The 22,467-nt window shown below is 43.7% G+C and carries 15 protein-coding genes; 7 read left to right on the top strand and 8 right to left on the bottom strand.

Going from position 1 to position 22,467, the window contains the following annotated elements; genetic code table 11:
• Window positions 1-492: 492 nt before the first annotated feature.
• A complete protein-coding gene (locus RH40_RS16785) occupies window positions 493-1,635 on the top strand; it encodes a MalY/PatB family protein (RefSeq protein WP_009602859.1) in 1,143 nt (380 codons plus the stop codon).
• Window positions 1,636-1,847: 212 nt separating this feature from the next.
• On the opposite strand, the gene recX is transcribed toward RH40_RS16785, so the two are convergent.
• The 3 genes from recX to pncC form a co-directional block, all read right to left on the bottom strand.
• The gene (gene recX / locus RH40_RS16780; RefSeq protein WP_009602858.1) at window positions 1,848-2,303 is read right to left on the bottom strand and encodes a recombination regulator RecX; all 456 of its coding nucleotides are present in this window, start codon (window positions 2,301-2,303) and stop codon (window positions 1,848-1,850) included.
• Between the two features lie 70 nt (window positions 2,304-2,373).
• On the bottom strand, window positions 2,374-3,420 hold the full coding sequence (gene recA / locus RH40_RS16775) for a recombinase RecA (protein WP_009602857.1): 1,047 nt from the start codon (window positions 3,418-3,420) through the stop codon (window positions 2,374-2,376).
• Between the two features lie 98 nt (window positions 3,421-3,518).
• A complete protein-coding gene (pncC, locus tag RH40_RS16770; protein ID WP_009602856.1) occupies window positions 3,519-4,016 on the bottom strand; it encodes a nicotinamide-nucleotide amidase in 498 nt (165 codons plus the stop codon).
• A 349-nt stretch (window positions 4,017-4,365) separates the two neighbouring features.
• Between pncC and mutS the strand changes: the two genes are divergently transcribed.
• On the top strand, window positions 4,366-6,906 hold the full coding sequence (gene mutS, locus RH40_RS16765; RefSeq protein WP_039954886.1) for a DNA mismatch repair protein MutS: 2,541 nt from the start codon (window positions 4,366-4,368) through the stop codon (window positions 6,904-6,906).
• Window positions 6,907-6,947: 41 nt separating this feature from the next.
• Here the strand turns inward: mutS and lptG are convergent, their stop codons facing one another.
• On the bottom strand, window positions 6,948-8,018 hold the full coding sequence (gene lptG, locus RH40_RS16760; RefSeq protein WP_009602854.1) for an LPS export ABC transporter permease LptG: 1,071 nt from the start codon (window positions 8,016-8,018) through the stop codon (window positions 6,948-6,950).
• 3 nt (window positions 8,019-8,021) lie between these two features.
• Window positions 8,022-9,125 carry an LPS export ABC transporter permease LptF gene (gene lptF, locus RH40_RS16755; protein ID WP_009602853.1) on the bottom strand — a complete coding sequence of 368 codons (1,104 nt, stop codon included), beginning with the start codon at window positions 9,123-9,125 and terminating at the stop codon, window positions 8,022-8,024.
• 190 nt (window positions 9,126-9,315) lie between these two features.
• On the opposite strand from lptF, the gene pepA reads away from it, so the two are divergent.
• The 3 genes from pepA to RH40_RS16740 all read left to right on the top strand — a co-directional run bounded on the left by pepA (window position 9,316) and on the right by RH40_RS16740 (window position 14,283).
• Window positions 9,316-10,824, top strand: a complete 1,509-nt coding sequence (gene pepA / locus RH40_RS16750) for a leucyl aminopeptidase (RefSeq protein ID WP_009602852.1) — start codon at window positions 9,316-9,318, stop codon at window positions 10,822-10,824.
• A 61-nt stretch (window positions 10,825-10,885) separates the two neighbouring features.
• Window positions 10,886-11,338 carry a DNA polymerase III subunit chi gene (locus RH40_RS16745; protein WP_009602851.1) on the top strand — a complete coding sequence of 151 codons (453 nt, stop codon included), beginning with the start codon at window positions 10,886-10,888 and terminating at the stop codon, window positions 11,336-11,338.
• An 86-nt stretch (window positions 11,339-11,424) separates the two neighbouring features.
• Window positions 11,425-14,283: a valine--tRNA ligase gene (locus tag RH40_RS16740; protein ID WP_009602850.1), complete on the top strand. Its 2,859-nt coding sequence runs from the start codon at window positions 11,425-11,427 to the stop codon at window positions 14,281-14,283.
• A gap of 100 nt (window positions 14,284-14,383) precedes the next feature.
• On the opposite strand, the gene RH40_RS16735 is transcribed toward RH40_RS16740, so the two are convergent.
• Both RH40_RS16735 and RH40_RS16730 read right to left on the bottom strand, forming a co-directional pair.
• Window positions 14,384-15,346, bottom strand: a complete 963-nt coding sequence (locus RH40_RS16735; RefSeq protein WP_009602849.1) for a D-2-hydroxyacid dehydrogenase — start codon at window positions 15,344-15,346, stop codon at window positions 14,384-14,386.
• 28 nt (window positions 15,347-15,374) lie between these two features.
• Window positions 15,375-16,106, bottom strand: a complete 732-nt coding sequence (locus tag RH40_RS16730; RefSeq protein WP_439144647.1) for an RluA family pseudouridine synthase — start codon at window positions 16,104-16,106, stop codon at window positions 15,375-15,377.
• Between the two features lie 222 nt (window positions 16,107-16,328).
• Between RH40_RS16730 and RH40_RS16725 the strand changes: the two genes are divergently transcribed.
• Entirely contained in the window at window positions 16,329-17,570 is a 1,242-nt protein-coding gene (locus tag RH40_RS16725) for an Nramp family divalent metal transporter (protein ID WP_039954882.1), read from the top strand.
• A gap of 46 nt (window positions 17,571-17,616) precedes the next feature.
• Here the strand turns inward: RH40_RS16725 and rapA are convergent, their stop codons facing one another.
• The gene (gene rapA, locus RH40_RS16720; RefSeq protein WP_009602846.1) at window positions 17,617-20,526 is read right to left on the bottom strand and encodes an RNA polymerase-associated protein RapA; all 2,910 of its coding nucleotides are present in this window, start codon (window positions 20,524-20,526) and stop codon (window positions 17,617-17,619) included.
• 474 nt (window positions 20,527-21,000) lie between these two features.
• Here rapA and RH40_RS16710 point away from each other — a divergent pair, with 474 nt between their 5' ends.
• Window positions 21,001-22,377, top strand: a complete 1,377-nt coding sequence (locus tag RH40_RS16710; RefSeq protein WP_009602844.1) for a PhoH family protein — start codon at window positions 21,001-21,003, stop codon at window positions 22,375-22,377.
• Window positions 22,378-22,467 lie beyond the last annotated feature (90 nt).

Raw genomic sequence — 22,467 nt, 5'->3', positions numbered from 1 at the left:
ATTTTTATATTTTGGCTTTCGTTGACCGTATAGTTTTTATTAATATAAAAGATAATTTATACATATTGAATTTTTCTTGATACTTGTTATTTTATTTACAATTTAAAATCCACATTTAATCATTAGATTAAAAAACCACCTTAATATTAGAATGTAATTAATAAATTAAAGATTACTCACCGCAGCGATAGAATCAAACTGGCGGTATAAGAATATGACATTTGGCCAAATATGTATTTGGTGAAAACTTATTTCATCTTAGGCTGGTTTGTATTTTCAGGCCTCCATTCTAGTTGGAATTATTATCGTATTTCAGGATAGATAGGTATTAAGGCATCAACAACTGTTTGAAACGAACAATCAATCTTTACTCAAACACTCAATCTATCAGAAATATGAAGTGCCTACGGCCGAAATTATTCAAGGAAGTGATTCAACTCAAGTGAGGAATTTTATGAACAAAGTATTCAAGTATTGGAGGCGACATAGCGAATGACGAGTTTCGAGGTTAAGAAAAATCAGATTGGAAGCGACAGCATGCGCTGGGAGGGAGTCGAAAATCATGGACGTACACCACTCTGGGTTGCAGATACGGACTTTGTCCCCCCAAAAGAAGTGGCTAAGGCTCTGGATCGGGTAGTAAGAGGAGGAATGTTCAGCTACGTCAAACCACCAGAGGAACTCAAATTCTTAATAAAGGAGCGCTGTGCCATCAGATATAACTGGGCAATCCAAACCGAATGGTTAGTATTTATCCCCAGTGTAATGAATGCTATTAACGTGGCGTTTCAAGCACTACTGCCTCAAAATAGTGGGGTAATTACCAGCACTCCGTGTTTTGGTAAAATTACTAAGTCGGTAATATACTCAGGTCGACAGTTGATAGAAATTCCAATGTATCAGCAGGCGGATCGTTGGCTATGGGATCTGGATCTTCTGGAGTCTAAAGCGAAGCAGGCAAAGATGATAGTACTATGCCACCCCCATAACCCGACTGGAGCTGTACTACCTCATGAACAATTGAAGCGTTTGGCTGAGATAGTTAATCAGCATAAGCTTATCGTCTGCTCGGACGAAGTGCATTGTGATACTCTTTTTAATCATCATACCAAGCATTTACCATTTGCAGCCATCGATTCAGCAGCCGCACAGCGAACCTTGACTTTAATGTCACCAGCCAAAGCATATAACCTTGCGGGCATAAATGCTGGGGTTGCCATTATTCCTAATTTAAAGATGCGTCAGCAGTTTGTACAGCACCTAGCGACCATTGCACCACATGTTGGTGGATTCGGCTATCATGCGATGTTTTCAGCCTACAAACATGGCGAACACTGGCTTGAACAGCAACAAGCTTATTTGAAGCAGAACCTTGCTTTATTGGTAGAGGGATTAAAAGATATCAGGGAAATTACATTTATTCCTCCTCAAGCTAGCTTTTTGGTTTGGCTCGATGTACGAGGTTTACAATTAAATAATCCAGCTCATTGGTTCGAACAAGCTGGATTAACTATATCACCGGGCGAAGACTTCGGAGCTCCAGGTTTTGTTCGAGTAAACATAGGCGTGCATCGGGAAACACTAGCTCTCGCAATTGATAAACTACGTAACGTGATTTTGCGTAGACAACAGTAGTGACAAAAGAATCATTAAATTTAATTGTATTTTCTGTAAGTAGGAAAAAGTCGCTTCAGTTGATGAAGATGCTCAGATGGTTGGAAGGTGAACTGTCATAACAAGCTAGGAGAGCATGAAGCGGTAAGGTTCATCTCTCTTACAATAAAGGGGGAGATGGCTTAGAAAGGAAATGACTTGGACAAGAGTCAGCACTATAGCTACATAATTGCTTAAAAATCTAACGCATAATTAATTTGTTCAAAGGTATAGCCTCGGTACTGTAAAAATCGCACTTGCTTAGCGTATTCATTGCGATCGCTCGCCTTCACACCTTTGTATTTTTTCTCTGCCACCTGTCTGGCTAACTCAAACCAGTCTTGAGGCTCTTCTTCCATTGCCTGATCAACGACAGCTTCCGCAACTTTTTTGAGTTGCAATTCTTGGCGAATACGTCGCTCCCCATGACCTTTATACACGTGCTGGCGAATTTGACTTTTAGCATAACGGAGATCATCAAGATAATTACTTTCTAGGCAAAACATAAGAGTGGTTTGAATATCTTCTTCATCATAGCCTTTAGCTAACAACTTTTGCCATAACTCGAACTGCCCATGATCACGACGGCTTAACAAATGCATCGCAGCATCTTGGCATGACATCTTTTTATCACGGTTCGAGTGAAACATAACTTCCCCATTTCAGAAAAAATAATGCCTCGCAAAAGCGAGGCATTGAGTAATAGTGATAATCAGAATTTTACAATTCTTCCTGCTCTGGCACCTGACCCAATGTCGCATCATCTTCTTGAAGCTCGACCGGAGATAGCAGCATTTGACGTAATTTGCTGTCAATTGCTTGAGATGCTTCAGGGTTTTCACGAAGAAATTTACCTGCATTCGCTTTACCTTGGCCAATTTTATCGCCATTGTAGCTGTACCACGCGCCTGCTTTTTCAATCAGTTTGTGTTTAACACCTAAGTCGATAAGTTCGCCTTCGCGATTAAAGCCCTGACCATATAGAATTTGAGTTTCTGCTTGCTTAAATGGTGCAGCTATCTTGTTCTTAACCACCTTAATGCGAGTTTCATTGCCCACCACCTCGTCGCCATCTTTAATTGAGCCAGTGCGGCGAATATCAAGACGGACGGAAGCGTAGAATTTAAGTGCATTACCACCTGTTGTGGTTTCAGGGTTACCAAACATTACGCCTATCTTCATACGAATCTGGTTAATGAAGATACACATACAGTTTGATTGCTTAAGGTTACCCGTGAGTTTACGCATAGCTTGAGAGAGCATGCGCGCCTGCAAGCCCATGTGACTATCACCCATCTCACCTTCAATTTCAGCTTTAGGAGTAAGTGCAGCTACAGAGTCAACAACCATGACATCAATCGCACCTGAACGTGCTAACGCATCACATATTTCAAGGGCTTGCTCCCCGGTGTCAGGTTGTGAAACCAACAGAGCATCAATATCGACACCAAGCTTCTTCGCATAAACTGGATCCAGAGCATGCTCTGCATCAATAAAGGCACAGGTTTTTCCTTCTCGCTGAGCAGCTGCAATGAGCTCAAGCGTTAATGTGGTTTTTCCTGAACTTTCTGGACCGTAAACTTCTACGATACGTCCCATAGGCAAACCACCAGCACCTAAAGCAATATCAAGTGATAACGAACCTGTTGAAATCGTTTCAACATCCATCGCGCGATTATCACCTAGGCGCATGATTGAGCCTTTACCGAATTGCTTTTCAATTTGACCGAGTGCAGCGGCTAGTGCCTTTTGTTTATTATCGTCCATTGGTCTCTCCACAGAGCATGTTCATGACTATGTTAATCATTATACTGTTGATTCATACAGTGTCCATAGCTGGACGCAAAAAAAATAAAACTTAATCATTACTCGTGCGATCCACGAGTTAAAAAAGAAAGTAGTGAGCGTAACGCATGATTTACCGCTTGCTCTCGAATTTGCTTACGATCACCTTGAAAAAAATAGGTTTCAGCACACAACCAGCCGTTGGAAGAGGCAAAACCAAAACACACAGTTCCAACGGGTTTTTCGGCCGTCCCTCCTCCAGGACCCGCAATACCACTAATCGAGACAGCAATAGAAGCATTCGAGCGCTCCAATGCACCAAGCACCATTTCTGTGACTATCGGCTCACTGACCGCACCAAAAGATTCAAGTGTCTCTTCGCGTACCCCTAACATATCGACTTTGGCTTGATTACTATAGGTAATATAAGCTCGGTCAAACCATGCCGAGCTCCCTGCAACATCAGTAATAGAAGTCGCAACTCCACCTCCCGTGCAAGATTCGGCTGTGGAGAGTACCCAACCTTTTTCAAATAATGCTTCGCCTAGCTTTTGGCTAAGCAAAAATTGGGAATCCATGCAATTACTCCTTATCGTTCCATAATGAATGGTTCGCGCTATAGAGTGGCTGGCAACGCGTATTGCAATTCTCGCTTTTCTTGGACTCGATATAAAGCTCTATTGAGCGTTTCTATCCTAATTTGATTGACCTTTTGTCAGATATTCCACCTCGATAACAGAATGAAACAAATATACTCATCTGGCGATATTTATAGTTCTTGGGTATAAGACTGCATTGCTTTCTCTCGCTCTGATTAATATCATCTGTACCATATTTTACTCTCGAGGTGGCCTGACGACCGCTGGAGAAGATCTAAGCAAGGATAATTCCGTGACAACCAGTTCTGTTACACAGAAGCACACTCCCATGATGCAACAATACCTCAAGCTCAAAGCGGAGAACCCAGATATTTTGCTTTTTTACAGAATGGGAGATTTTTATGAACTCTTCTATGATGACGCAAAACGTGCTTCACAACTTCTAGAAATATCGCTGACAAAGCGCGGCTCATCTGCAGGAGAACCAATTCCAATGGCAGGGGTACCTTTTCATGCAGTTGAAGGTTACCTCGCCAAACTCGTTCAGTTGGGCGAATCCGTCGCTATATGTGAACAAATCGGCGATCCTGCCACCAGCAAAGGGCCAGTTGAACGCCAAGTTGTGCGGATAGTCACTCCAGGAACCATTACAGATGAAGCGCTTCTCACAGAACGAGTTGATAACCTAATTGCAGCCATTTACAGCCATCAGGGTCAATTCGGCTATGCGACTTTAGATATGACCTCGGGCCGATTTCAATTAATGGAGCCCAAGACTGAAGAAGCCATGAGTGCTGAATTACAAAGAACGGCACCAAGAGAATTGTTATTCCCAGAAGACTTCGATGCAGCTCATCTTATGGCAGGACGCAATGGTAATCGCCGTAGGCCTGTGTGGGAATTTGAACTAGAAACAGCAAAACAGCAACTCAATCAACAATTCGGAACCAAAGATCTTATTGGCTTTGGTGTTGAACAGGCAAAACTTGGATTATGTGCTGCTGGTTGTTTGATTCAATATGTTAAAGATACCCAACGTACTGCGCTGCCTCATATTCGCTCACTAACCTATGACCGCCAAGATCATTCAGTTATATTGGATGCAGCCACAAGACGGAACCTCGAAATCACCCAAAATCTAGCTGGCGGCAACGAAAATACGCTCGCTGAAGTGTTGGATAAAACGGCAACGCCTATGGGAAGCCGGATGCTCAAGCGATGGCTTCATCAACCAATGCGAGATATCAGAGTACTTGATCAACGCCTAGATGCGATCTCCGAGCTCAAAGAGTTAAGTTCATTTGGAGAAATTGGGCCGATTTTAAAGCAAATCGGAGATATAGAGCGGATCCTAGCAAGGCTAGCGCTTAGAAGTGCAAGACCCCGTGATCTTGCGAGGCTACGTTTTGCTTTGCAACAATTACCTGACCTCTCAGAAAGCATGGAGTCAATGACAAATAGCTATCTGAAAAAGTTGGCCGAATATGCTCAGCCAATCGATAACGTGTGCTCACTACTTGAAAATGCCATAAAGGAAAACCCTCCTGTTGTGATACGCGATGGTGGTGTAATCCAAGAGGGCTACAATACAGAACTGGACGAGTGGCGCAAACTCGCTGATGGTGCCACCGAGTACCTTGACAAACTTGAGCAAGATGAACGTGAACGACACGGTATTGATTCCCTTAAAGTCGGCTATAACAACGTACACGGGTTCTTCATTCAAGTTAGTCGCGGACAAAGCCACCTTGTACCCCCTCACTATGTTCGCCGCCAAACATTGAAAAATGCAGAGCGTTACATTATTTCAGAGCTGAAGGAACACGAAGATAAGGTTCTGAATTCAAGATCGAAAGCGCTTGCTCTGGAGAAGCAGCTGTGGGAAGAGCTCTTTGACTTGCTTCTTCCACATTTAGAGAAAATGCAAAACTTGGCTTCAGCAATATCACAACTCGATGTTCTACAAAACTTGGCAGAACGAGCTGATACACTAGATTACTGTCGACCTGAATTGGCTACGGATACCGGAATCGACATTGAAGCCGGGCGTCACCCAGTTGTTGAACAGGTACTCGATGAACCTTTTATCGCCAACCCCATCACTCTCAATTGTGAAAGGAAAATGTTGATTATCACTGGCCCAAACATGGGAGGTAAATCAACTTATATGAGACAAACGGCTTTAATTGCACTGATGGCGCACATTGGTTCGTTTGTCCCGGCACAGAGTGCAACAATTGGTTCGATTGACCGTATATTTACTCGCATTGGTGCTTCGGATGATCTTGCTTCTGGGCGATCCACCTTCATGGTCGAGATGACAGAGACCGCCAATATTTTACATAATGCCACAAAACACAGTCTGGTATTAATGGACGAAATTGGCAGAGGTACCAGCACTTTTGATGGCTTATCTCTCGCTTGGGCCAGTGCAGAATGGTTGGCAAAAGAGATAGGTTCCATGACTCTCTTCGCAACGCACTATTTTGAACTCACGGAGTTGCCAAACTTAGTTCCGGGACTAAGCAATATACACCTGGATGCGATTGAACATGGCGACAGTATTGCGTTTATGCATGCAGTACAAGAAGGAGCAGCAAATCAGTCCTATGGCTTGGCCGTCGCAGGACTCGCCGGAGTACCAAAAAACGTCATTAAAAATGCTCGACGTAAACTTGTTCAACTGGAAAATATGTCACGAAACGACAGTAGTAACCCAGAGACTTCAATCGGGATAGACACCGAACAACAACTCAGCCTGATTCCTGAACTCAGTGAAGCAGAGCAAGCCCTATCCGCCATCGAACCAGATGAATTGACTCCGCGTCAGGCGCTGGATGCACTTTATCGCCTTAAACAGCTCGTTTAAAAAAGGCGACCTGTAGGTCGCCTTTTCATTACACTCTGCAATTAAAGTTTCCGCTGCAATAAAAAAATGGCAATCAGTAAAAAAACACAGCTTGGCATAATAGCTCCGAAGATAGGAGGGATATTATACACAAGACTCAGGGGACCAAAGAACTCACTGGATATATAAAAAGTGAAGCCAGCAATGACGCCAGATAAAATGCGAGCACTCATAGTAACACTTCGCAGAGGGCCAAAGATGAATGATAGAGCCATCAACATCATCACACCGATCGACAATGGTTGAGTTACTTTTCGCCAAAAGGCCAACTCATAACGTGAGGGGTCTTGCTCTGACGATTTAAGGTAAGAAACATACTCGTACAGCCCTCCCAAAGAGAGCTCTTCAGGTTTAACGGTCACAACAGCAAGCTTGTCTGGAGCTAGAGATGTTTTCCATTCATACTCCTTCAGAAAGTGCTTTTCTAACTTGACTTCCCCTTCCATATCCGTCACTTCGGCATCTTTCATTACCCAAATGTTTTCAGAAACGTAATCAACTTCTTTGGCAAAAAGCGTCTGACTCAACTGCTTTTGATCATTAAAACGCCACATGTTCAAACCATAGATTTTGTCGTCATCGACTTTATTAATGAAGATAAAATCATTAGCATCTCGAGCCCAAACCCCGGTTCTAACGGACATCAAAGCACCACCAGAGGTTGCGAAGGTACGCAGATCACGCGCCATTTTTTGCGCCTGTGGGGCACCCCACTGCCCCAACAAAGTCACCAAAACCATCAAAGGTACGGCTGTTTTTAGCACTGACATACCAATATTGAGTTTTGAAAACCCAGCAGCTTGCATAACCACCAACTCTGAACTCGAGGCAAGCATGCCTAAACCAATCAAAGCTCCAAGCAAAGCTGCCATTGGAAAGAACATCTCTATATCTCTGGGAATGCTGAGAATTACAAAAAATAGCGCTTGTATCAGGTCATAAGTACCTTCTCCAACTTTTCTAACCTGTTCAACGTATTTAATGATGGCTGACAAACCAACAAATGTAGCCAGCACCAATGATGTTGTGGCAATGAGTGTTTTACCAATATATAAATCAAGAATTTTAAACACGAGTTAACTAGCCTTTTTGCGCTTTCTCAAATTATCTTTGAAACGACGAACGTAAATGCTGTCACTAAAATTAATCGCTATCGCAGTGATTAATAGCAAACCATTTATTGGCCACATGCCAATGACAGCGGATACAGACCCTGATTCAATGGCCGACTTCATCGCACTAATTGCCAAAAAATACGCAAGAAAAATAAGAATAGCAGGTCCCATTTTTGCAAAGCGCCCTTGGCGTGGGTTCACAGCAGACAAAGGTACCACTAACATAGTCAGTAGTGGGATACATAGCACCAGCGAAATCCTCCACTGAAGCTCAGCTTGAGCAGCTGGGCGGTGATCACCGAATAAGTTGAGGGTCGGTATTGCATCCAGACCTCGACCTTTACTTTTTATTTCTCTTTGACCAATAAGCCCCTCATATTGGTCGAAATTTGTCACCATGTAATCCAATCGAGTGGGTATTCCCTCGTAACGCGTACCATCATACATTCGAATTACTTGTCTTCCATCACTCAACTCCTTAACTTCACCGTACTGAGAAAATGAAACACTTGGTAAAATAGAGTCTCGTGGGCGTAACTGAGCCACGAAAACATTCTGCAATTTCTTTTTGTCTATATCGTCAATAAAAACAACCGAAGAACCATCAGGAGATGGCTGAAAGTGTCCTTTCTGTAAAAGCTCTACATTATTTTCTGCGGCTGCTTCCTCCTGAAGATGAACCAGTTGATTTTGCGAATATGGAGCGAAGAAAAAGGCATTGGCTGCTGCCAGTAGACCAGTAATAATCGCGAGATACAATGCAGCCTTAATTAAAAATTTATTGCCGATACCAGTGGCATTCATGACCGTAATTTCGCTTTCTGCATACAAGCGACCGAAAGTAAGCAATATTCCCAAAAATAAGCTCAGTGGCAGCATTATGAGTCCCATTGACGGCATACTTAAAGCGACATAGTTTGCAACCAAACTTGCTGGGATGTCCCCATCTGTTGCATCTGCAAGTACACGTATCAATTTCTGGCTCAAGAACACCAAAAAGAGGATAAAAAATATCGCAAATTGACTTTTGAGTGTCTCGCGGATCAAATATCTAACAATAATCACGCTGAAATTACCTATACAAAACTTGTTTTTTTGATTGAATCACTATAGTTTCCCGTTAAACCTTTTATTTTTAAATTTTTTGCTATCTGTTAATACACCTATTAAAGAGCAGTTCCGACTAAGGAATCAACCAGTAAGTGTACATTATCTAACATTTAGTTCTATTTGTCTTTAGGATGTAGGAGTATGCATGGAGTTCAGTGTAAAAAGTGGTAGTCCCGAAAAGCAACGCAGTGCATGTATTGTGGTCGGAGTCTTTGAACCACGGCGCCTCTCCCCGGTTGCTGAGCAACTCGATAAAATCAGTGATGGCTATATTAGTTCATTACTAAGACGTGGTGACTTAGAAGGAAAGCCGGGACAAATGCTTTTGCTTCATCAAGTGCCAGGGGTTTTATCAGAGCGTGTCTTGCTGGTTGGTTGTGGTAAAGAACGTGAACTTGGCGAGCGTCAATACAAAGAAATCATTCAAAAAACCATCAATACGCTCAATGAGACTGGTTCTATGGAAGCAGTGTGTTTCCTAACAGAGCTTCATGTCAAAGGTCGCGATACATATTGGAAAGTCCGTCAGGCTGTCGAAGCAACCAAAGATGGCCTTTACACCTTTGATCAATTCAAAAGCACCAAGCCTGAGACTCGCCGTCCTCTGCGTAAACTCGTCTTTAACGTCCCAACGCGAAGAGAGCTCAATTTAGGTGAACGAGCAATATCTCATGGCTTAGCCGTCGCCTCTGGTGTCAAAGCGTCCAAAGACTTGGGTAACATGCCACCCAATGTTGCTAATCCTGCCTACCTAGCTTCGCAAGCTCGCCGACTCGCTGATGATTATGAAACCATCACGACAAAAATTATCGGTGAGCAAGAAATGGAGAAGCTTGGAATGACTTCTTACCTTGCTGTTGGCCGCGGTTCAAAAAATGAGTCCATGATGTCTGTTATGGAATACAAAGGCAGCCCTGATCCTGAGGCTAAACCTATTGTACTGGTCGGTAAAGGGCTAACATTCGACTCAGGAGGTATTTCATTAAAACCAGGCGAAGGTATGGATGAAATGAAATACGACATGTGCGGTGCAGCCTCTGTCTTTGGTGCAATGAAAGCACTCGCCAAACTCAATCTACCGATCAACGTCGTTGGTGTGCTGGCTGGCTGTGAAAATATGCCAGGTAGTAATGCATATCGACCAGGTGATATACTGACAACAATGTCTGGACAAACGGTTGAAGTATTAAATACCGATGCAGAAGGACGCTTGGTGTTGTGTGATGCGTTAACTTACGTAGAACAATTTGAGCCAGAATGCGTGGTGGATGTTGCAACTTTAACCGGAGCTTGTGTCATTGCTCTTGGTCATCATATTAGCGCTGTTGTGTCCAACCACAATCCACTGTCTCATGAACTAGTTAATGCATCGGAGCAAGCGAGTGATAGAGCATGGCGCATGCCAATGGCAGACGAATACCATGAACAGTTGAAAAGTCCATTCGCAGACATGGCCAATATTGGCGGTCGTCCGGGTGGAACGATCACAGCGGGTTGTTTCTTGTCTCGATTTGCGAAGAAATATCACTGGGCACATCTCGACATTGCGGGAACCGCTTGGAAATCAGGAGCGGCTAAGGGCTCGACTGGACGCCCGGTCCCAATGTTAGTCCAATTCCTCTTGAATCGAAGTGGCCAAGAAACCGAGGAGTAATCTTCAAGAGAAAAGGGCCAAATGGCCCTTTTCTCTTAATTAGATCAAAAGATAAATCGCCATGTCTAGAGCTACATTTTATATTGTGCAAGAAACATCAAAACAAGCATCCTATTTAGGATTCCTGAATTATGTTGTCTACTTAGCAGGTCACTTTGCGAAACAGCAAGCAAGGGTGTACCTAAATTGCCATGATATAAAAGAAGCTGAACAACTAGCGGAGCTGTTTTGGCAAGCCGATGAAAAAGAGTTTATTGCTCATAACTTAGTCGGGGAAGGCCCAAAATACGGCACAAAAATAGAGATTGGTCATCAAGGTGTGAAGCCATCTTGGAATCGTCAAATAGTAATAAACATGGCGAAAGTAAACACAACCTTTGCGAACCGGTTTACAGAGGTGGTAGACTTCGTCCCGCTTGATAAAAAAGCAAAACAAATTGCCCGAGAAAGATATAAACTCTATCGTCAAATGGGCTATCAGCTTCAAACGATAGAGATAGATCACCCCGTATAGTCAATCAATATAAATAAGCTTTAGCAGAGCGCTTATTTATATTGATCGGCAAAAATTAACCACAACGTATCCATCAAATGAGTACTATGGAAAAAACATACAACCCTACTTCGATTGAACAAGCGCTATATCAAGCTTGGGAAGAAAAAGGCTACTTTAAGCCACACGGTGACACATCAAAGCAAGCTTATAGCATTATGATACCGCCTCCGAACGTCACAGGTAGCCTACATATGGGCCATGCCTTCCAAGATACCATCATGGATACGCTTATCCGTGTCGAAAGGATGAAAGGTAAAAATACTTTGTGGCAAGTCGGCACTGACCATGCAGGTATTGCGACCCAGATGGTTGTTGAACGCAAGATAGCGGCAGAGGAAGAAAAAACAAAACACGACTACGGCCGTGACGCCTTTATCGACAAAATATGGGAATGGAAAGCTGAGTCTGGTGGTACCATCACAAAGCAGTTGCGCCGTTTAGGGGCATCTGTTGACTGGGATCGTGAACGTTTCACTATGGATGATGGACTATCGAATGCCGTGCAAGAGGTCTTTGTTCGCTTATACGAAGACGATCTTATTTATCGCGGCAAGCGGTTGGTCAACTGGGATCCTAAATTACATACTGCCATCTCCGACCTCGAAGTCGAAAATAAAGACAAAAAAGGTCATATGTGGCATTTCCGTTACCCGTTAGCAGATGGAGTAAAAACGGCACAAGGCTTAGACTACATTATCGTAGCAACCACTCGACCAGAAACCATGCTTGGTGATACTGGTGTGGCTGTAAACCCTGAAGATGCACGTTATAAAGATCTGATCGGCAAAGAAATCCTACTGCCAATCATTAACCGACGCATTCCAATTGTAAGCGATGAACACGCTGATATGGAAAAAGGAACTGGTTGCGTTAAGATCACTCCTGCTCATGATTTCAATGACTATGAGGTTGGTAAGCGTCACGATCTACCGATGATCAATATTCTGACCTTTAATGGCGATATTCGAGATAGCGCAGAAATCTTCACCACAAATGGTGAACCTAGCAATGCTTACTCGGATGAACTACCTGCTAAGTATCGTGGAATGGAGCGTTTTGCGGCTCGTAAAGCGATCGTGGCAGAATTCGACGAACTTGGCCTACTTGATGAAGTAAAAGATCATGATTTAACCGTTCCTTACGGCGATCGTGGCGGTGTGGTGATCGAACCTATGCTCACCGACCAATGGTACGTACGCACAGCCCCACTGGCTGAGACTGCAACCAAAGCCGTTGAGGATGGTGAAATTCAATTTGTTCCTAAACAATACGAAAATATGTACTTTTCTTGGATGCGTGATATCCAAGATTGGTGTATCTCACGCCAACTTTGGTGGGGACATCGCATCCCTGCATGGTATGACAATGAAGGCAACGTGTATGTCGGTCGCACAGAAGAAGAAGTTCGAGAGAAAAACAACCTCGCTCCAGTGATTGTTCTGCGCCAAGATGACGATGTATTAGACACTTGGTTCTCTTCTGCACTGTGGACTTTCGGAACTCAGGGTTGGCCTGAAAATACCGATGACTTAAAGACATTCCACCCATCTGATGTCCTTGTCACTGGCTTTGACATTATTTTCTTCTGGGTCGCCAGAATGATCATGATGACGATGCACTTTTGTAAAGATGACAATGGTAAACCCCAAGTACCATTCAAAACGGTCTATGTTACTGGCCTGATCCGTGATGAAAATGGGGACAAGATGTCTAAGTCGAAAGGTAATGTGCTTGATCCTATTGATATGATCGATGGCATTGATCTTGAAGCCCTTGTTCAAAAACGTACCGGAAACATGATGCAGCCAAAGCTGGCCGCTAAGATTGAAAAAAATACACGTAAAACGTTTGAAAATGGTATTGAACCATACGGTACTGATGCGTTGCGTTTCACCTTAGCTGCAATGGCATCAACAGGACGTGATATCAACTGGGATATGAAACGTCTTGAAGGTTACCGCAATTTCTGTAACAAGCTTTGGAATGCTAGTCGCTATGTACTGATGAATACTGAGGATCAAGACTGTGGTTTTGGTGACAACAGTATTGAGTTCTCACTCGCGGACAAATGGATCGAGTCACAATTTGAACTCGCCGCTAAAGAATTCAACGGGCACATCGATAATTTCCGTCTTGATATGGCCGCGAACACCATTTACGAGTTCATTTGGAATCAATTCTGTGACTGGTACTTAGAATTAACCAAACCTGTACTGTGGAAAGGTAATGAAGCCCAGCAACGAGGTACTCGTCGCACGCTCATCACAGTTCTTGAGAAAACACTTCGACTTGCGCACCCAGTGATTCCTTACATCACAGAAACCATTTGGCAAAGCGTGAAACCTCTCATCAAGGGTATTGAAGGTGAGACCATCATGCTTCAGGCACTGCCACAATACAACGAGGCGAATTTTGATCAAAACGCTCTGGATGATATCGAATGGGTGAAATCCTTCATTACTAGCATTCGAAATCTACGTGCTGAATACGACATCAATCCTGGAAAGCCACTTGAAGTGATGCTTAAAGCTGCTAACGAGCAAGATGCCACTCGTATTGATGCTAACAAACAAGTATTGGTCTCTCTCGCCAAGCTGGAATCAGTGCGAGTACTGACGCCAAACGAAGAAATACCTGCTTGTGCAACCGCACTGGTCGCAAAATCTGAACTCTTGATTCCGATGGCTGGACTCATTGATAAAGACGCTGAGCTCACGCGCCTAGATGGTGAAATCCAAAAAACTCAGGGCGAAATTAAGCGTCTCGAAGGAAAGTTGGGCAATGAAGGGTTTGTTGCGAAAGCACCAGAAGCCGTTGTTGCCAAAGAACGAGAGAAGCTTGAAGGCTACAAGGAAACACTCGTCAAGCTTGAAGAGCAAAAGTTAACGATTGCCGCTCTTTAGTACCTAACTTCAAACTAAAAGGCAGCCCGATGGCTGCCTTTTTACTATGTGATTTATACCCAAGTAACCTAGCATCTTGAGGTTAATTGGGTATATAGCATTAGACAATACGATTTTTTTCCTCACCGTCTAAAAATGCCCTGACATTATCCATCAGGATAGTCACCAAGTTATCAATCGCAGAACTCGTTCCCCATGCCACGTGAGGGGTCAGTAGTAAGTTGGGCAAGTGCATATTGGCAACCAGAGAGTTCGACTCACCCGCTGGCTCATCGGTAAAGACATCGACACCCGCTCCTCCTAACCGTCCCTCTTTTAAGCTATCCACTAAAGCTTCTTCATCTACTAAACCTCCCCTCCCAGTATTGATTAAAACAGCACAAGGCTTCATCAAAGCCAATTCATGCCTTCCAATCAAGCGATGCGTGCTAGTATTGAGGGGACAATGAAGAGAAATAACATCAGACGAGGCCAGAACTTGCTCGAAAGGCAGATAACCATCTCTGCACTGATCCACTCCTTTATGCTCTGCATAAACAACCTTCATTCCTAAGCTTTGAGCCAATGCCCCAGTTGCTGCACCAAGCTCACCACGGCCAATAATCCCCATAGTTGAACCACCGACTTCACGAATAGGATGAGTAAAAAAACAAAATTGCTTGTTTCTTTGCCACTCACCATTGGCAATATCATTGTGATACCCGACAAGATTACGCTGTAAGGCAAACATGAGCCCGATTACGTGCTCAGGTACTGATTGATTGGCATAACCCTGCACATTTGTAATGGCGATATTATGTTTTCGACAATACTCAACATCCACGTTGTTATAGCCTGTTGCGGCAATAGCAATCATTTTTAAACTAGGGAGATCACGTAGAATGTCCTCATCAAGCGGTACCTTGTTTGTAATGATAATATCAGCGTCTTTGGCACGTTCAATGATCTGAGTTAGAGGCGTGGCGTCATACTCACTCCACTCGTGCTCAAACTCTAATTTGGGCAATAGTGCACTGCTGGGTAACGTTGAGCGATCCAAAAAAACAATTCTTGTCTTTGACATAATATCACCTGTTTGAGAATCAATACCGCTATGGTCTGGGTAACTTGGTGTAATCTGGTAATTTTGACACAGGCTGGTAATAGTCAAAGACGATTGATTCGGCTTCAGGATAGAAATCACATTCTACAAACAGTCGCTGCAATAATTGTGAATCAGGATGATAAAAGCTTAATTCTGCAGCGTGTAGATCCAGTCTTGAAGAGAGCGCAAAAGCCTGTGGAGAAGCGTAAAATTCATCACCTAGGATAGGATGCCCCATTAGCTGCATATGAACTCTCAATTGATGGGAACGCCCTGTGATTGGCAACAGTCTAACTATGGTGGTTTGGCTCTCTCTTTTCACAACTTGAAAATGAGTTTGAGACGATTTACCTGTTTCGTAACACACTTTTTGTTTGGGTCTGTTGGGCCAGTCACAGATTAATGGCGCATCAATCGTCCCTTCATCCGCCGCGACATTCCCCCAAACCCGTGCGTAATATACTTTGTGTGTTAACCGATATTGAAACTGCTTTTTTAAAGCGCGTTCCGCTGGCTTATTTTTTGCCAGTACCATCAGACCAGACGTATCCATATCCAGACGATGAATGACTTGAACTTCAGGCCAACGCTCCACAAGACGCGTATAGATACTGTCATGATGTTCCACTTTCCTGCCGGGGACAGAAAGCAACCCGGGCTGCTTATTGACCGCCAAAATTGCATCATCCTCATAGATGACATTCAGCCATGGATCCGTTGGTGGAGTATATCTGTGCATTGGGATAACGATAGGTAAAGTGAATTGGTATGGGTGCATTATACCGACAAACTCAAAATATGCTCGCTATGACGGTCTCTCTACTTCAATTTATAACCTTGAGCAACACATTGAAAAAACGCACTTCCACAGTTTGGGAAGATTTGTTATTGATAAAGACACATTGAAGAAAAATAACATTTAGGGATAACGATGGACAGAGCCAATAATTTACCACACAACATGTTTCAAAGTACTTTCAAAAAGATCGGACTACTGGGTCCAGGGATAATGATGGCCACATTATCCGTCGGTGGTTCCCACCTTGTGGCCTCAACTAAAGCCGGCGCGATTTATGGTTGGCAACTGGTTGCCCTTATTCTACTGGTCAACCTTTTTAAGTATCCTTTCTTTCGTGCGAGTGTGCATTACACTCTTGGTACAGGTCGAAGTTTGATTGAGGGATACGCACACCTTGGAAAGCCATACTTAGTCTTATTTTCTGTACTCAGTGTCATTTCATCGATTGTCAATACAGCCGCATTGCTGTTTTTTAGTGCCAGCTTACTTGCGTATTTTATTCCGATAGAAATATCAACCATATTGTCTTGTATTATCGTCTTATCGATTTGTTTTCTCGTTTTGTTTATAGGTAATTACAAAGCATTAGACTCCCTATCTAAAGTACTCATGTTGGTTTTAACGGTCGCCACACTAACTGCGGTTTCTGTTGCTGCCGATAATTATGTAGCAATCCCAGAGACTTTTGAGCCCCCATCACCTTGGACATTGGCGGCTTTGGGTTTCATTATCATTACTATGGGGTGGATGCCCGCCCCTATCGAAGTATCAAGTGTCAATTCTATGTGGCTTAAAACACAGAAGGAGCAACAAAACATTACGCCACGCAGTGCGCTTTTTGATTTCAATGTCGGTTATATTGTCACAGCGATTCTTGCTGTTGCCTTTTTGTCACTCGGCGCATTAGTTTTGTATGGAAAAGGGGTCGAACTTTCACAGTCTGGGGTCGGTTTTTCACACCAACTCGTCGGACTTTACGCCTCAACCATAGGAGAATGGTCTCGGTACCTTATTGCGATTATTGCGTTCTTCTGTATTTTTGGTAGTACGATCACACTTCTCGACGGTTACGCCAGAGTCGTCACTGAAGCACAACAATTACTGACGAAGAACAAAACCCCATCGAATAAAACAACCGTTATTTGGACAATTATTATTGCTCTGTTGGCTTTGGCGATCATCTATTTTTCTGTTTCGTCATTGATCCCTATGCTGAACTTCGCAATGACCATGGCGTTTGTCACCACCCCATTCTTCGCACTACTGAACTACTTACTTTTAATAAAAACACCCTTGCCTGAGGAGCTAAAGATCGGAAGAGGATTCAAATGCCTTGCTGTCGCAGGCCTAATATATCTCTTTACTTTCCTCGCTCTATTTATCTGGTGGAAATGGCTGATGTGATCAAAAAAGCCTCCTTATCAAAGGAGGCTTTTTATTTCGACTCACATCAGTTGTGGGAAACAACGATCATTCGCAGAGAGTCAAGCTGGTACTGAGCTTGCGCAATGTACTGCCGCAATTCAGCAATTTGTTGCTCTAAGACCACCAACTCATCATCACGAATATTCGGATTTATCGCCTTTAATGCCTGAAGTCGATTCAGCTCAGCATTGATACTGGTCTCCATCTCTTGCTGAGCACGTAAACGGATCGACTCCACTTTCTCCACCACTTTTTTCTCACCAACTTCAATCAAATGATGAACTTGATCCTGTACCGAAGCGACAAGCTTTGAGGCAATATGGCGCCCCACAGGGCTAAGCTGACGATTAAAGCTTTCAAACTCGACCTGTTCGGATAAGTCATTGCCCTTACCATCGAGCATAAGGCGAATTGGCGTCGTCGGCAAAAAGCGCTGAATACCACTACGTTTTGGTGCCTGCGCATCAACTTTATAGACAAGCTCTAGCAATAAGGTTCCAACTGGTAGTGCCTTATTTTTTAATAACGATACCGCTGCCGTTCCAACGCCCTCGCTCATCAACAAATCAATACCACCTTGAATCATTGGGTGTTCCCAGCTGATAAAGTTCATATCTTCACGTGACAGTGCAGTATCGCGATCAAAGGTAATGGTCGCTCCATCGTAAGGTAGACCGGGATAACTCGGTACCAACATATGGTCGGAAGGTGTAACAACCAATGCATTCTCGCCTTTGTCGTCTTGATCTAGGCCTATTGTGTCAAATAAGCTCAGCGCAAAGGTGACTAGATTGGTGTCTCCATCAGTCGCGGCAATGCTTTCTGCAATGGCAGCGGCCTTGTCACCCCCATTTGAGTGCATTTCAAGTAAGCGATCTCTTCCTTGTTCAAGCTGAGACTTAAGCTCTTTGTTCAAAGCCGCCGATTGGGAAATGATTTCTTCAAGTCCCTCCGTCTCTCCAGAGGCGAGCATAGTAATGAGAGCATCAGAATATTTGTCGTAAACCGTACGTCCGGTTGGGCAAGTATCTGCGAACGCATTCAACCCTTCATCAAACCAGCGAGCAAGAATACCCTGTGCTGTACCCTCAAGATAGGGGACATAAATGTCGATATCTCGCTTTTGACCTATGCGATCCAAACGACCAATGCGTTGCTCTAATAGATCGGGATTAAAAGGTAGGTCAAACATCACTAATTGATTGGAAAATTGAAAGTTACGTCCCTCGGAACCTATTTCACTACAAATAAGTACCTGAGCACCGCCTTCCTCTTGAGCAAAATACGCAGCGGCTTTATCACGCTCGATAATCGACATGTCTTCATGGAACACAGTAGCTCGAATACCCTCTCTCTCACGTAACGCTTGCTCTAATTGCAATGCTGTACTTGCACGAGAGGCGATAACCAGCACTTTTTCGCTGCGCTTTTCGGTGATTTTTTCGATCAACCAGTTGACCCGGCTATCAAATTGCCACCAGCTAGATTCATCCCCTTCAAATTCTTGAAAGGCTTCTTCAGGGTATAAATTTTTGAGGGCACGAGCGGCATCGGTCATCTTTCCACCAATCAGACCAGAGACGCGCATGGACGTGGTGTACTGCGTTGGTATAGGCATTGGCAATAAATGCACGCATCGCTTAGGAAAGCCTTTTACAGCAGCTCTGGTATTACGGAATAGCACTCGCCCCGTACCATGCCTGTCCATGAGGTTGTCAATCAGCTCTTGGCGTGCTGTCGCTTTTTCAGACTCATCGCTGTCAGATTCAAGAATGCGAAATAAAGGCTCAACGTCTTGCTCAGAGAGCAAATCACCAATTTGATTTTTTGCCGCATCATCCAATATCTGACCGGAGAAAATCGCTGCGACCGAGTCTGCAACTGGGGCGTATTGCTGTTCTTCTTTGAGGAACTCTTCAAAATCGAAGAATCGATCGGGATCCAACAGACGTAAACGGGCAAAGTGACTTTCTCTACCCAGCTGTTCCGGTGTCGCTGTCAGCAATAGAACGCCAGGGGTTACCTCTGCTAAGCCCTCAACAACTTGATACTCACGACTGGGTTTTTCTGGTTTCCATTCCAGATGGTGCGCCTCATCAACAACTAAAAGGTCCCACTCTCCCTCAAGCGCTTGTTCAAAGCGTTTACGACTTTTACGCAAGAAGTCTAGCGAGCACAAAACATACTGCTGAGTGTCGAAAGGATTATCCGTCTCGGCCAGTGCTTCGATGCATCGCTCCTCATCAAAGATTGAGAAATGTAGATTAAACCTGCGCATCATCTCAACAAGCCATTGGTGTTGCAGAGTCTCAGGAACAACGATCAAGATTCGTTCAGCACGGCCGGCCAAAACCTGTTGATGAATGATCATGCCAGCTTCAATCGTTTTTCCAAGCCCTACCTCATCGGCGAGTAACACTCTCGGAGCATGACGCCTACCGACCTCGTGAGCGACAAATAACTGATGGGGAATAAGTCCTGCACGCATACCGCAAAGTCCACGCATCGGGCTTTTGTGTTGCTGGTATTGATTAATAAGAGCTCTGTAGCGAAGAACAAAATTATCCATACGATCAATTTGCCCAGCGTAAAGCTTATCTTGTGGCTTATTAAATCGAATTTGGTTACTCAACATAATTTCACGCAGAACGACACCTTCTTCTGCATTATCTTCTCGCACACCTAGGTAACTGACTAGGCCTTGATCCTGAACCACTTCCTGTATCTTGAGTGACCAGCCCTCTTGACTGTCAATGAGATCACCAACATTGAAAATGACTCTCGTAACAGGGGCGTCACTGCGAGCATAGACTCGGTTTTCCTCGGAAGCTGCGAACATAACGGTCACAGTACGCGCATCCAGAGCAACTACAGTTCCTAAACCCAGATCAGTTTCCGTATCACTAATCCAACGCTGACCCAAAGCAAATGTCATGAATCGACTACCTCATCAATTTAATCTAAAAATGGCTGAACTTTATCGTCCGCATCATTGCGTTATTATGCAGATAACTGAAAACCACAAAATATCAGCTATTGCATTAAAAAAGGTCGCTCATATTACTTTAAGCTGTGACACTGGTCACGTACAAACAGCTCAAAAACCAACAATTTTTTGTTCAACATGAGTCTGACATCAAAGTGTAAGAAATCAATGTCACTTCTAAACAAGAGTGTTGAAAATCAGATTTATACTTAAAGTTGAGTGCTAATTGATCTGCGTCAAAAATTACGACTGGCACAGGTGATGCATTCATAAAGGATGATGTTCAACACGGGTTTGCAGTATAACGCAGTCAAACCATCGGCGTTACTTGATTACCTTGCTACGTTACTGCAAGCAACCGACAAGACCATTCTGATTATGTTATAGAATGGAACGATGCCGCAATGCGGCAAGGAGATGCTTATGGGTGACACTGACCGGAAGCTATTTGTCTTAGACACCAATATCCTTCTACATGAACCCCTCGCTATATACTCATTTCAAGAACATGATGTCGTTATCCCCATGACCGTACTTGAAGAACTCGACCGCATCAAAGACAGTAAGCGCGACGTTGCACGTGATGCAAGAGTGGCAATACGCGCGTTAGAGGCCATGTTTAAAGATGCCACGCCTGATGAAATATCAGAGGGCATTCCAATTAGTAAGACTACCGGAGCAACAGGAAACATTGCGATTCTTGCTGACTTTGAACTTCAAGAAACTGTCAAAGCCTTCGCTGACAAAGCAGGCGACAATAGAATCCTAAACAGTGTTTTGTACTTACAAAATAAACGAGCCCCCCGAGAAGTGACCTTGGTAACCAAGGACATTAATATGAGGCTGCGCGCCAAAGGGGCTGGTGTTCGTTTTGTCGATGATTACAGAACAGACCAATTAATTGATGATGTTCAGTATCTCACTAAAGGTTTTCAGCAAACTGAGGGAGAGTTTTGGAGCAACATTCAAGAAGTGGAAAGCCAAATCATCGCGGGTCACACCTATCACACTCTCGATAGAGACCCTTTCGAGCCAACTTATATCAATCAATATATTATTGACCAAGAGAGTGATTTCGCTGGCCGGGTTGAAAGCATTTCTACAGAAACGATCACCATTCGCGACCTCAGTCGAGAGCGCATGATGAATCGTAAAGTATGGGATATCACCCCCAAGAATATTTACCAAGGTATGGCACTCGATGCACTACTCGACCCAGACATTGACTTGGTAATTCTGACTGGTGCCGCTGGCAGTGGGAAAACTCTGCTGGCTCTCGCATCAGCCTTGGAACAGTCGATTGAGAAAGGCATGTTCGATAAGATTATTGTAACTCGAAACACCCCAGATATTGGTGAGTCTATTGGCTTCTTACCGGGTAGCGAAGAAGAAAAGATGCTGCCATGGCTAGGCGCTGTGACTGATACACTCGAAGCATTGCACAAAAACGACCATTGTACTGAAGGCTCTTTAAAATACATTTGTGATAAGGCAAATATCCAGTTTAAATCCATTAACTTTATGCGCGGTCGATCAATTCAAAATGCTTTTGTTCTACTCGATGAATGCCAAAACCTCACGGCGTCTCAAATCAAAACCATCATTACTCGGTGTGGAGAAGGTACTAAAATTGTGTGCTCAGGAAACTTAGCTCAAATTGACTCACAATACCTCACCCCCGTCACTTCTGGATTAACTTATATGGTCGAAAGATTCAAAAACTTTGAGGGAAGTGCCAACATTCATTTAAATGGTGTCGTTCGCAGTAGGCTCGCCGAGTTTGCCGAGGAGAATTTGTAACCGATAAGGCTAAGGTTGCCAACAACCTTAGCCTAAAATTAAAATTCACATTTTATGAATTATTATGTATAAATAGGCAATTGTAGTGAT

The sequence above is a fragment of the Vibrio caribbeanicus ATCC BAA-2122 genome, assembly GCF_000165125.1.
In the GTDB taxonomy this organism is placed as follows: domain Bacteria; phylum Pseudomonadota; class Gammaproteobacteria; order Enterobacterales; family Vibrionaceae; genus Vibrio; species Vibrio caribbeanicus.
The sequence above is the reverse complement of the archived record's forward strand: the minus strand, read 5'-3'. Positions and strand labels throughout refer to the sequence as shown.